General features: G+C 59.8%; 9 protein-coding genes and 1 pseudogene. 5 read left to right on the top strand and 5 right to left on the bottom strand.

What is annotated here, in order from left to right; genetic code table 11:
- The first annotated feature begins 148 nt into the window (after positions 1–148).
- Both AABC73_RS09770 and AABC73_RS09765 read left to right on the top strand, forming a co-directional pair.
- Positions 149–577 carry a DUF4160 domain-containing protein gene (locus tag AABC73_RS09770; protein ID WP_341523403.1) on the top strand — a complete coding sequence of 143 codons (429 nt, stop codon included), beginning with the start codon at positions 149–151 and terminating at the stop codon, positions 575–577.
- Entirely contained in the window at positions 574–1023 is a 450-nt protein-coding gene (locus AABC73_RS09765) for a DUF2442 domain-containing protein (protein ID WP_341523402.1), read from the top strand. Before AABC73_RS09770 ends, AABC73_RS09765 begins: the two co-directional genes overlap by 4 nt.
- A gap of 12 nt (positions 1024–1035) precedes the next feature.
- Here AABC73_RS09765 and AABC73_RS09760 read toward each other — a convergent pair whose 3' ends face one another.
- The gene (locus AABC73_RS09760; protein ID WP_341523401.1) at positions 1036–2379 is read right to left on the bottom strand and encodes a diguanylate cyclase; all 1344 of its coding nucleotides are present in this window, start codon (positions 2377–2379) and stop codon (positions 1036–1038) included.
- Between the two features lie 249 nt (positions 2380–2628).
- Between AABC73_RS09760 and AABC73_RS09755 the strand changes: the two genes are divergently transcribed.
- A complete protein-coding gene (locus tag AABC73_RS09755; RefSeq protein WP_341523400.1) occupies positions 2629–3786 on the top strand; it encodes a glycerophosphodiester phosphodiesterase in 1158 nt (385 codons plus the stop codon).
- A 300-nt stretch (positions 3787–4086) separates the two neighbouring features.
- Positions 4087–5430, top strand: a complete 1344-nt coding sequence (gene pssA, locus AABC73_RS09750) for a CDP-diacylglycerol--serine O-phosphatidyltransferase (RefSeq protein WP_341523399.1) — start codon at positions 4087–4089, stop codon at positions 5428–5430.
- Between the two features lie 80 nt (positions 5431–5510).
- Here the strand turns inward: pssA and AABC73_RS09745 are convergent, their stop codons facing one another.
- Positions 5511–9065 carry a molybdopterin cofactor-binding domain-containing protein gene (locus tag AABC73_RS09745; RefSeq protein WP_341523398.1) on the bottom strand — a complete coding sequence of 1185 codons (3555 nt, stop codon included), beginning with the start codon at positions 9063–9065 and terminating at the stop codon, positions 5511–5513.
- A gap of 13 nt (positions 9066–9078) precedes the next feature.
- Positions 9079–9567: a (2Fe-2S)-binding protein gene (locus AABC73_RS09740; protein WP_341523397.1), complete on the bottom strand. Its 489-nt coding sequence runs from the start codon at positions 9565–9567 to the stop codon at positions 9079–9081.
- A 339-nt stretch (positions 9568–9906) separates the two neighbouring features.
- On the opposite strand from AABC73_RS09740, the gene AABC73_RS09735 reads away from it, so the two are divergent.
- Positions 9907–11220 carry an MFS transporter gene (locus AABC73_RS09735; protein ID WP_341523396.1) on the top strand — a complete coding sequence of 438 codons (1314 nt, stop codon included), beginning with the start codon at positions 9907–9909 and terminating at the stop codon, positions 11218–11220.
- Between the two features lie 185 nt (positions 11221–11405).
- On the opposite strand, the gene AABC73_RS09730 is transcribed toward AABC73_RS09735, so the two are convergent.
- Both AABC73_RS09730 and AABC73_RS09725 read right to left on the bottom strand, forming a co-directional pair.
- The gene (locus AABC73_RS09730) at positions 11406–12383 is read right to left on the bottom strand and encodes an aldo/keto reductase (RefSeq protein ID WP_341523395.1); all 978 of its coding nucleotides are present in this window, start codon (positions 12381–12383) and stop codon (positions 11406–11408) included.
- Positions 12384–12393: 10 nt separating this feature from the next.
- Positions 12394–12652, bottom strand: a pseudogene (locus AABC73_RS09725) (MFS transporter); the annotation flags it as partial.
- Positions 12653–12698: the final 46 nt, after the last annotated feature.

The following is a 12698-nucleotide window of genomic DNA, read 5'->3' as shown; positions in this document are numbered from 1 at the left end:
CCGTTAAATCTTGTATCGCCTGCAACGTGGTCAGCACCGCCGATTTGCGCTGAACTCTGCTTGCGCTCAATTCCATGCAAGGTCAGCAGCCCCCCTTGCGTGACTTTTTTTTGGGCGTAAACTCTAAAACCTAACGGATGGGTTATTGATGCGTATATGCAAACACAAAGGACTGACCATCGCGGTATTAACCCGAAACGAACATTGTCCTCCTCATGTGCATGTGGGGAATTCTGAGTGGGACGCGCGTTTCTTGTTCAGCTTCTGGCACAACGGCGTTCGGCTTTGGGATGTAATACCAACACAAAATGAGCCTTGTGGCGCGGCGCTTGAAGAGCTTCGGCGGCTCATACGGCGCCGAGATGTTTTGCGCAAGGCGAGGGAATGCTGGTGGCGAAGTCGACAGACGCTTTGCCTGGAAAATCAGCAGTGGGACATGAATTCGGCGCAAGTCGTCAGCCCACGCATGCAGCCCAATGAAGCATTGGCGATCTTGTCGGCAGACTTCGACGCCAGCGCTTATCGAACCCGCTTACGACTGGCAGGCGAACCTGCATTTTTGGAGATTGAATTATGAAAACAGTGAAAGCCGTCGACCTGTTTGATGACGTGGTCACCGAACAGGGGCTGCAACAGGCCAGGGAGCAAGGGCGCAAGCGGCGCAATACCGGTCTGCTGGCATCCACGGTGGAGTTCCTGCCGGCACAACAGGCCTTGCTGATCGGGTTCGCCGATCAGTGCGCAATCGCGCTGCCGATCAGGAACTACCCCGAACTGGCGCACTTGAGCATTCAGGAGCTTGAAAGCCTGGAGTTGGGTTTCGGTGGCAGTGCTGTATGCCTGGAAGCACGTGACCTGCATGTATCGATCGCCGGGCTGATTTCCGCCAGCGCGCCGCTGATGGAGATGGCCGCCACCATGATCGCAGCCCGTAATGGCAGCCGCAGCAGCAGCGCCAAAGCTCAGGCCGCCCGGGCAAACGGCGCGAAAGGTGGGCGACCACGCAAACTGGTTACCGGCTAATGAGCACCGGTTTCATCCCTGAAACCGGTTGCCGCCGTTTTTCTTCGCCAGATACATCGCCTCGTCGGCGTATTTAAATAGCTGCGTCAGATCCGCTCCGTCATCCGGGAAGTGGGCGACGCCGATGCTCGGCATTATCGGCCAGTCGATGCCGTTGAAGTTAATTGGGTCATTGAGTGCGACAAGGATTTTAGTGGCTACGATATTGGCGTCATCGTCCTTGTTGATGCGGTCCAGCAATACGATGAATTCGTCCCCGCCAATCCGCGCGACCGTGTCCGATTCACGTACGCATTGAGTAAGGCGCCGGGCGACTTCCTGCAAGAGCACGTCGCCTGCGGCATGTCCAAACGTGTCGTTGACCAGCTTGAATTTATCCAGATCCAGATATAGCACCGCCAATCGTCCTTCGCTAAGCCGGGCGCGTTCCAGGGAACCGAGCAGCCGCTCATGCAACAACATCCGGTTGGGCAAGTGGGTCAAGGGGTCGAATTGCGCCATCTGCTGCAAACGCTCGTGCATCCGCTGCCGCTCGATGGCGGCGGTTGCCTGATTGGCGATGAACTGCAGGAGCTCCTGATCCTGGTCGCTGTAGTGCCCTTCGCCGCTGTTGCCTTTAACCATCAACGCGCCGATGGTGCCGCCCTGCGCATTGAGCGGTACACCAAGCCAGCACGACGAGTTGTCGTCCATCAGGCTGATCAGGGTTTGCGGCAGCGAAGCTTTCTTTTGGCGGCAAAAAAGCACTGCGGTCCCGCTGGCGGCGACTTCCAGCGCCAGAGTTTGTGCCACCGGACTTTGCCGCAGCGGGTCCTGCTCGTCGATGTGATAGGGGAAGTTCAACTGCGCACGCAGCGGATCGAACAGCGCGACCGAGAAATTCTGCGCGGGCAGCAATGTGCCGATGATTTCATGCATGTGCCGAAACAGCTCGACCAGATCCCCCGCCGTATGAGCCGCTTCGGATATATCGAACAGCGCCTGGCGCAAGGCCTCGGAACGCTTGAGCTCGGTGATGTCGCGGGCTACCGCAATCCGTAAACGGTCCACCTCGGACCAGCGCGCCGACCACATGATGTGCACGACATGCCCGTCTTTATGGATGTAGCGATTCTCGAAATGCAACTTGGGCTCGCCGGTCATGATCTCCTGGGCTGCAGCTAACGTGCGCTCCCGGTCATCCGGATGAACCAGGTCGAGCATCTGCGTGCCCACCAGCTCAGCAGGCGAATAGCCGAAAATCCGCTCACTGGCTGCACTGACGTACACATAACGGCCTCGCGAGTCGACCACGCAAATGGCGTCCATGAGCATATCGACGAAACCCACCAGCGCTGCGTAAGTATTGATTTCCATAAAAAGACTGCCTGGAAAATTCTAGCGTTCACGGGGCGGACTCATTTGCCGTGCAAGCTGACAACAATTGACGGCCTATAGTGCCCAAATGCGTGCCAATGAGCCACAAACCTCTAAAAACCCCTGCGATTGACTGGAACCTGATCCGCGCGGGGCCCGACAGGCACCTTGCTGGCCCCGCCTGATGCTGTTAAAGCTTTGCGTGGATTAAGACAGTCAACCATGACGATCAGAAGGAATTAGACGCCCATGTTGAAAGGAATGTCGAACAACCTGTTCCGTAAAACGCCGATTGCCCAGCTGCTGGCCGCGAGTGCATTCACAGGCTTGATGCTGGCATCGGCCGTGGCGGTTTCAGCCGAAGCGCCGGGCAAGGCGTTGAGCGAAAAGATCGGCCTGCCATGGCCTGCGGTCATTGCCCATCGCGGCGCTTCGTTTGACGCGCCGGAAGAGACCATTCCGGCCTATACCGTGGCCCGTGAACTGGGGGCGGATTATCTGGAAATGGACATTCAGCGCACCAAGGACGGCGTGTTGATCGCCTTGCATGACGACACTCTGGTACGCACCACCAACGTCGCCGAAGTTTTCCCCGCGCGCGCCAAGGATCCGGTCAGCACCTTTACCCTCGCCGAACTCAAGCGGCTCGACGCTGGATCCTGGTTCAACAAGGCCTATCCCGACCGTGCGCGCGCCAGCTATGCCGGGCTGCAGATCCTGACCCTGGATGAAGTGATCGACATCGCCGAAGGCGGCAGCAACAAGCCCGGCCTGTATATCGAAACCAAAGTCCCTGCGCAGTTTCCCGGCATTGAAGCCGACCTGAAAAAGAACCTGGACAAACGCGGCTGGCTGACTTCACGCCCGGCCGCTGGCGCAGGTCATGTAAACGTGGCGCACATGCCAGGCCGTGTGGTGTTGCAGACCTTCGAGAAACCAAGTCTGGACCTGCTGCAGCAAGAGATGCCGCAAGTACCGAAAGTGCTGCTGTTGTGGATCGGTGAAGGATCGATCGAACCGAAATCCAGCGTGGCATTCAAGGATTCCGGCTTCAAGGACAAGGCCAGCTATTACGGGGCGCAGGAGGTCAAATCCGAAGCGGAGTTTGCCGCCTGGATGGATTGGGCCAAGGCACACGGCGCGATTGGCACCGGCCCGTCTACCAAACTCAGCCACGGTGGCGATCAGAGTTACATGGACCTGGTCAAACCCTGGATGAACAAGATGGCCCACGACAAGGGTCTGGTGGTGCATCCCTATACCGTCGATGACGAAGTGGATTTCAAGAAAGTCAGCGATGACGGGGTTGATGGCTTCTTTACCAACCGTGCTTCGCAATTGCTGAAGTTCTACGGTCGGCCAGCGAAAGAAAGCATGGATGCGATCTTGAAGCGCAACGGTTACTAAGCTGGCGTGCTCATCTGACTCGCGAGGCGATGACCCCGTTGGCGAGGCTTGCCCGCGAAGTCGTCGTTTCTGATTAGAAGCTTCGGCGGATGTACCGGCCTCTTCGCGGGCAAGCCTCGCTCCCACTGTGTGGGAGCGAACTTGTTCGCGAAGGCGTAGGTTCTGGTTTGGAGCTTCAGCGGATGTACCGGCCTCGCTCCCAGAGAGCTGAGGTTTGGCGATCATTGGCAGAGCATCCACGACCTGACCTCGACTCTGGTGTAAGCTCGTGCGCTGTTGGTTTACCCCTTCGAGAGGCTTATGCGGTCCAACTTCCGACGCTCTACCCTTGCAGCGCTGCGCGGTTTTGTCTTGCCCGGCGATGCCCTCACGATTCTGCCCACTGCCGCTGATTACCGTCGCTGCCTGCTGGAGAAAATCGCCTCGGCGACCCGGCGTATTTACATCATCGCCTTGTACTTGCAGCAGGACGAAGCCGGCCAGGAAATACTCGACGCACTGTACGCCGCCAAAGCCGCCAGGCCCGAGCTGGATGTGGTGGTGCTGGTGGATTGGTTCCGGGCGCAGCGTGGCCTGATCGGCGCGGGACGCCAGCCGGGCAATTCCACCTGGTATCAGGCGCAGAATCTGGAGTATGACGAGGAAGTGCCGATCTACGGCGTGCCGGTACAGACCCGCGAACTGTTCGGGGTCTTGCACTTGAAAGGCAGCGTGATCGATGACGCCGTGATCTACAGCGGCGCCAGCATCAATAACGTTTACCTGCACAAGCTCGACAAATACCGTCTGGACCGCTATCACGTGGTGGACAGCAAGCCGCTGGCCGACGCTTTCCAGGCCATGGTGCAGCGCGACATCCTGCCCTCCGGAGCGGTGCATCGCCTGGACCTGCCTTCGCCGCCGACGTCCCGCAGCCTGCGCAGCGAAATCCGTGCCTTTCGCAACCATCTCAAGCGCGCCGTATACGACACTTCAACCGGCGTCGTGGAAAACGGTGAGTTGCGGATCATTCCCTTGCTGGGAGTCGGCCCACGCAACCCGCTCAATCGCACGATTCTCGAATTGATTGCGGCCAGTAAAATCCAGCTGACCATTTGCACGCCTTATTTCAACGTGCCCCTGGCGGTGACGCGGGAAATCAATCGCGCCCTCAAGCGTGGCGTAAAGGTCGACATCATCATTGGCGACAAAAAAGCGAATGACTTCTTTATCCCGCCTGATGAGCCATTCAAGGTCATTTCCGCATTGCCTTATCTCTACGAGATCAGTTTGCGGCGCTTTGCCCAGAAGCATAAAGCCTCCATCGCCCGTCACCAGTTGAACCTGCACCTGTGGAAGGAAGGCGAGAACACCTTCCACCTCAAGGGCATGTGGGTTGACGACCGCTACACCTTGCTGACTGGTAACAACCTGAACCCCCGGGCCTTCAATCTGGACCTGGAAAACGCGCTGCTGATCGACGATCCCAAGGGTCAATGGCTCAGCGCACGCCAGGCCGAAATCGAAAGCCTGATGCGCAACACCCAGCGCGTCGGCAAGTACGACGAGCTGGATACCCTGATGGAATATCCGGTCGCGGTCAGAACCTTTCTGCGTCGGGTCAGCCGGGTACGTGCCGAGCGCTTGCTGTATCGCATCCTGTGAGGCGCACCTGAAACTTTCGGGGACAAGTCCTACCTGTCGGTGGTAGGTCCGTGAAACCGGAGTCATTTCAGGTCAAGCGTTCAATGCGTTCCCGGATTGGCCCGTAAATGGGCCACTTTTTCCCTGACGCCGGGCCATTGCGGCTGATTCGGCGCGAAGCGGTTGCGCAGGTACGCCGTCAACTCGCTGATTTGCGTATCGGACAAACTGTCCTTGAAGCCCGGCATATAACCCAGATCCGCAGTCGCCGGGGTCGGAATGCCGTCCAGGATGATCTTCAGCAAGTTATCGGGTTGCCGGCTGTGCAGGTTGGTGTTGCGGGCCAGTGATGGGCTGACACCGAACAGCTTCGGCCCTTTTCCATCCGCATGACAACCCCGACAGGCTCCTTCGAAAATGCGCTTGCCCCGGTTCAATGACGCCAGCGTCGGCTTGGGGATCAATGCATCGCCAGGCTTGGGCTGAGACACGGCCGATGCATCCAGCGAAACCAGATACACCGCCATGGCGCGAATGTCGGTGGTGGCCAATTTAGCCAGCTCGCTGACCACCGGGCCCATGGGTCCGGCCGCCACGCCATGGGCCTTGGAATAGCCGTTGCTCAGGTAGGTGAACAGTTGCTCCTCGGCCCAGGGCGTCGGTGCTTGCGAAAGACCATTAAGTGCTGGCGCTTGCCAGCCGTCCACTGTGCCGCCAGCCAGAAACCACACACCGCCCTTCTGCGCGCCCAGCGCATTACGCGGCGAGTGACAGGCCGCGCAATGCCCCAGGCCGTTGACCAGATACGCGCCGCGATTCCACTGCTCGCTGCGATCGGGTTGAACCTGGAACTCGCCGTTGCGCAAAAACAATGCGTTCCAGCCAGCCAGCAACGGGCGCAGGTTCCACGGATAACGCAGCTCGTTGCTTCTGAGCGGCTGGCTGACGGGGGGCTGCGCCATCAACCAGGCATAGAGCGCCTGCATGTCGGCATCGTTGATATTTCTGAAAGCGGTGTAGGGGAACGCCGGGTACAGATGCTTGCCATCGCGACTGATACCCTCGCGCATAGCCCGCTCGAAGGCCGGATACGACCAGTTACCGATCCCGGTTTGCGCGTCCGGAGTGATGTTGCGGGTGTAAAGGGTGCCAAATGGTGTTTGCAGGGCTCGCCCGCCCGCGTTACTCGTCCCGCCCGGCGCGGTGTGACAGACCGCGCAGTCCCCCGCCGCCGCCAGCAAGCGTCCACGTTCCAGGGTAGCGGCTGACCAAGTGCCAGGGTTGGGCGGCGCAATCGGCGCGATTTCCGCCCGCCACGGCGATGCGCTGCCCAGTAATGCGCCGAATGCCAACATCATCGAACCCAACAATCCCCTGAAGCGTTTGGCTTTCGAAGGTGCAGGCGGATGCCCGTCGGTTTTGGCCTCTGCACTTTTGAGCGCCGCAAGCACCCGTTCGGCAGTGATCGGCAGTTCGCGAAAGCGGATTCCGGTGGCGTCGTAGATCGCATTGGCAATGGCCGCCGCGCTGGGCACGGCTGCCGACTCCCCCGCGCCCAGCGGCGGCTCGTTCTGGCGCGGCATCATCAGCACATCGATGTCCGGCACCTGGGGAAAAGTAAGGATGGGATAACCGCCCCACTCCTTGCTGGCGACCGTGGACGCTTCGAAAGTCACCTGTTCCTTGAGCACGCGGCTGGTGGACTGAATGACGTTGCCGTGAATCTGATGCTGCACTCCCGCCGGATTGATCATCATGCCAGCGTCATGCCCCACCACCACGCGCGTCACCGTCACTTCGCCGCTCAGCCTGTCCACCGCAACGTCGGCCACCCACGCCGCCCACGCTGCGCCGGAACCGGGAAACTTGCTGTGCATATAACGCGCATAGGCAAAGCCGCGTCCGCGCAACACGTTGTCCTGCTCGGGGATCGACATCGATTCGCTGCGTGGCGTCCACTGCGCGCGGGCAGCAGTGGCCCTGACCAGTGCCGCGCCGCGCTCGTCATGCAGATAACGCAGACGATATTCGACAGGATCAACCCCCGCCGCGAAGGCCAGCTCATCGATATAGGATTCGTGAGCGAAGGTGTTGGGCAGCGCTGACACGCCACGCATCCATGACGAGCGGACCATGGGCGCCATGTCGTTGATGGTGACTCGCATGTGCTCGAAATCATAAGGCGCAACTGAAGTTCGATCGCCCATCTCGAACAACGCCGCCACCGGTTCGACGCGAGCGGTCAGCAACAACGCCAGAGTTGGCGCGTCGTTGGATGGATAGCTGGTGTGAAAGTCATAACCGGCCACCCCGCCGTCGGCGTTCAGGCCACCATCGACTTCCATCAGTTGGGCCGCGCCCTTGGGTTCCCAGACATGTTCCTGTTCGCGAGTCAGCTGCACGCGCACCGGCAACCCGACCGCGCGGGACAGCAAAGCGGCGTCAGCGCTCACATCATCGGCACAGTTGCGCCCGTAACAACCGGAAGCTTCCATGCGGATGATCTCGATGCGCTCTTCAGGATATTCCAGCAACCAGGCCAGGTCTGCGCGCAGCAGGTGCGGGTTCTGCGTGCCGGACCAGACGCGCAAGCCCGCAGGCTGATAATCCGCCAGCGCGCACGATGGGCCGATGGAGGCGTGCATCTGGTACGGCCAGACATAGCGACGCGGCATGCGCTGGCTGGCGTGGGCGAGTGCGTTTTCGATATTGCCCTGATCCAGCACTACCCGCTGCACGCGAGGGTTGGCGCGGATCGCCTGGGCAACATCAGCCATGTCCGGCAACTTGTGATTCCAGTCCTTCCAGGTGACCTTGAGCAGTTGCGCAGCCTTGGCGGCCTGTTCTTCGCGCAACGCAACCACGCCGACAAAATCACGAATCACCACCACCCGGACCACACCCGGAACCTGGGCGATCGATGCTTCGTCAACCTCCAGCAGGCTGTTGCCAACGAAGTCGCCGCTGTCCAGGCCCGCATAAGGCGGACGAATCACTCGACCGTGAAGCATGTTCGGCAAGCGCATGTCATGCACGTAGGTCAGCTCGCCAGTGGCTTTGCCGGGAATATCCACCCGCGCCGCGCCCGTGCCGACCAGGCGATAGGCCGCGACATTTTTCAGCGGTGCAGTGCCGGAAATGCCCAGCTCGTCGTGCTCATTCGCTACCAGCTCGGCAAAACTCAGCGTCCGGCCATCACCCGCCGTCACCTCGCCACGGTCGATGCTCAACGATTCAAGCGTGACGTCCAGACGCTCAGCCGCGCGTTGCAGCAGAAAGCGGCGCGCTTCTGCTGCGGCATTACGCAACGGGATCGCGGCAAGCTGGATGGTCGCGCTGGCAATGGTCGGCCCCTGATCCGGTGCATCGGCGGTGTCGCCCAGGATCATGCGCACCTGATCCAGCGCCACATCCAGCTCTTCGGCAACGATCTGCGCCAGTGCCGTGCGAATGCCGGTGCCAAGGTCGACATGACCATTGAATGCATAGACATGGCCGTCATCGTTGACCGCGATGAACAGCGCCTTCTCGGGTGGTTTGGGCACCGACACGTCGCCTTTGGCCAACGGCGCCGAGGACGGTTCGATAGTGTCGATGATCAGCAGCACGCCGGTCTTGGCCAGCAATTGGTCACGGTTGAGCAAGGCTTGAGGCATGAGGGTGATCCGTTCAAGACGTCTGCCGCGCGGCACGCCGCACCGCACGAAGTATTTCAAGGTGGGTGCCGCAGCGGCAGAGATTGCCCGACAGCTCTTGGCGAATCTCTGCGTCCGTGGGCTGGGGGATACGATCAAGCAGCGCCTTGGCGGTCATGATCATGCCGTTCATGCAGTAGCCGCATTGCGCGGCCTGCTCGTCGATGAATGCCTGTTGCACCGGATGCGGACGCTGGCGGTTGCCGAGGCCCTCCAGGGTGGTGATTTCCCGACCTTGGGCGCCGCTCAGGGGAAACACACAAGCGCGCGCGGCAATCCCGTCGATAGTCACCGTGCACGCGCCGCATTCCCCCAACCCGCAGCCGTATTTCGGGCCGTTGAGTTGCAAGTCATTGCGCAACACCAGCAACAGCGGTGTATCAAGCATGGCGGTGACAGCAGCGGTCTGGCCATTGACCCGCAAGGTCACGGTCCTTTCCGGTGCCATGACGGGCTCGCCCATGGATTGCTCTCCCTTTTCAAAAAGCCATCCGTGGCGTTTGTGAAGTGGTTACTTCATGAAATATGAGCAGCGATGGAGCATCTGACGAAAGCCGCTATTTAAACCCAGATCGCCCTTTATTTTTTCAGGCCCCTGAGCGGCAAGCCCAAGCTTTCGGGTGAGTTTCCTGGCTTCAAGCCGCTACTTACGGGTATTAACATTGTTACTACAGACGCTTCCTACTGCTTTTAAGGACGGATCACTCAAACCACGAGTACATTTCTCCTCACATTTGTTCAACAATCCTTCTATCTTCGCCGGCCACCTACTGATCAGCCCTGCCGCTTCCAGGACAAATCCATGCCCCCAGCAGATGTAAAAAGCACATTGACCGACCTCAACGACCCCTTCAAGGCGCTGTATCGAAAAATCACCTGGAAGCTGATCCCGTTCCTGTGCTTCTGTTATCTGGCCGCCTACCTGGACCGGATCAACATTGGCTTCGCCAAATTGCAGATGCTCGATCAACTGCACTTCAGCGAGACCGCCTTTGGTCTGGGCGCCGGACTGTTTTTCGTCGGCTACATCCTGTTCGAAGTGCCCAGCAATCTGGTCCTGGAACGGATCGGCGCGAGGATCTGGATCGCCCGGATCATGATCACCTGGGGTCTGCTTTCGGCATGCACGATGCTGGTCACCACGACCACTCAGTTCTATGTGCTGCGATTTTTGCTGGGCGTGGCCGAAGCCGGCTTCCTGCCAGGCGTATTGTTTTACCTGACCACCTGGTTTCCCACGTATCGACGGGGCCGCATCATTGCGCTGTTCATGCTCGGCCTGCCGCTGTCGAGCATCATCGGCGGCCCGTTATCCGGCTGGATCATGAGCCACTTCGACCAGACCGCCGGGCTGCGCGGCTGGCAATGGCTGTTTCTGCTTGAAGCGGTGCCGAGCGTGCTGTTGGGGGTGCTGGCCTTCTGGCTGCTGCCGAACAATCATCGTCAGGCCCGCTGGCTGGATGACACGGAAAAGCGCCTGCTGGAAAGCGAACTGGCCCTGGATGCTGCCCATGAAAAGGGCAGCAAATACAGCTTTCGCGACGGCTTCTTCAATCTCAAGGTCTGGATGCTCGGCGGCATCGACTTCTCGATGCTGCTCAGCGCCTACGCCATGGGTTTCTGGATGCCGACGTTCATCCGCAATGCGGGCGTGACTGAAACCTTCCATATCGGTGTGCTGACCGCGCTGCCGAGCATTGCCGCGCTACTGGGCATGCTGTTTATCGGCGCCAGTTCGGACCGGCATCGGGAACGGCGCTGGCACATCATTGTGCCGTACCTGATTGGCGCGGCGGCCATGGCCGGCAGCACCTTTTTCACCCACGACGTAGTGGCAACCGTGCTGCTGTTCGCGATCGCCTCAGCAGGAATATTCGGCGCGTTGCCAGCGTTCTTCAGCCTGCCGGCGACCTTTCTCAAAGGCCGCGCCGCCGCAACCGGGTTTGCCCTGGCCTGCTCATTGGCGAACATCGCCGGCCTGGTGAGTAATTCACTGATGGGCATCGCCATGGACGTCACTGGCAGCAGCGCTGGTGTGATGTGGTTTTTCGCTGTGTGCCTGGTTCTGAGCAGCTTGCTGGTGGTGGCGTTGCCGGCGAAGGTGGTGAATCGCTAGAGGTTGTGGGAGCCAACAAATTGGCTCTCATCAACAACACACAACCGTCGAATTGAAATGCTCGTTGGAGCGAGGCTTGCCCGCGAAGAACGATAACGCGGTAGAACAGGGTCACCGAGGCGTCTGGTTCGCGGGCAAGCCTCGCTCCAACGGGTGCCGGACGATGGGGGTCTCCTACAGAGCATCTATGCGCCCACCAACGCAATCAACTGCTGCCGCTGGGCATCGGTCAGCATCGGGCCGAATCCGGCACCGGCGTTTTCCGCCATATAACGCGGATTGCCAGTGCCCGGAATGACGCAGGTAACCGCCAAATGGGCGAGCAGAAACTTGAGTGCCAACTGCGCCCAACTCGTCACTTCAACCTGCGCCGCCCAGCCCGGTAACGGTTTGTCCTTGAGTCGGCCCAGCAAACCTCCGCCGCCGAACGGCCGATTGCAGATCACCGCGACGCCGCGCTCCCGGCAAAGGGGCAATAGACGCGTCTCGGCGGCCCGGTCGTCCAGCGCGTAGTTGATCTGCAGAAAATCCAGTTGTTCAGCCTTGAGCACCGCTTCGACATCGGCATACGCCGACGACGTGTAATGGGTGATGCCGATGTAGCGAATGCGGCCTTCTTCTTTCCACTGACGCAGGGTCGGTAGATGGGTTTTCCAGTCGAGCAGGTTGTGAATCTGCATCAAGTCGATGCGCTCGGTGCGCAGCAACCTGAACGACTCCTCCATCTGCGCGATCCCCTCCTTGCGACCGCGCGTCCAGACCTTGGTGGCGAGAAATGCAGGCGAGCGAGGTTGATGAATGGACAATAGCTCGCCAGTGGACTGTTCTGCGCGACCGTACATGGGCGAGCTGTCGATCAGCGTGCCGCCAGCGGCGAACAGCGCATCAATCACGGCCGGCAGGCTTTTATAGGCCGCGCTCAAAGTGGCCACATCAAAACCGCGATACGTGCCCAAACCGACGATAGGCAGCGGCTCGTTGCTGGAGGGAATGGCTCGGGTCAGCATTTTTCTGGCTCCTGTCGGCAAGGTCGAAGGTGAAGTCGGCGAAGGCATGGTCGGTGGCCTGGACTCGCCAGCTGCCGTATCGAACGCGAAAGCCGCCGATAGGCCAGCCGCCAGCGTGAGAATTCTTCGGCGTGTGAAAACAGCAGGGTCGGACATGCGTTTCCCCTTATCTGTCGTTCGTCGTCGCCCGTTGCGCCTGTTGCTTTGCCAGCCTGAAACACAGCCAGGCCCAAAGCCCGACAAAGGGCACGATAACCAATAGCCCGAAACACGCACCCAGCGCCGTCAATCCAACGGACAGCCAGCCACTCGCGGCATCTCCGCCCCGGTACACCACGGTTTCGATGACATTCTTGGCCTTGTACTTTTCCTCCCGGCTCACGCAACGCCCAATAACACTGCACTGCCGCTTTGAGCAGTGCAAAGATCCGTGGATCGGCATCGCGACGCTCCTGCGCGGCTATTGATTGA

This window comes from Pseudomonas sp. G.S.17, assembly GCF_038096165.1.
Lineage (GTDB): Bacteria > Pseudomonadota > Gammaproteobacteria > Pseudomonadales > Pseudomonadaceae > Aquipseudomonas.
The sequence above is the reverse complement of the archived record's forward strand: the minus strand, read 5'-3'. Positions and strand labels throughout refer to the sequence as shown.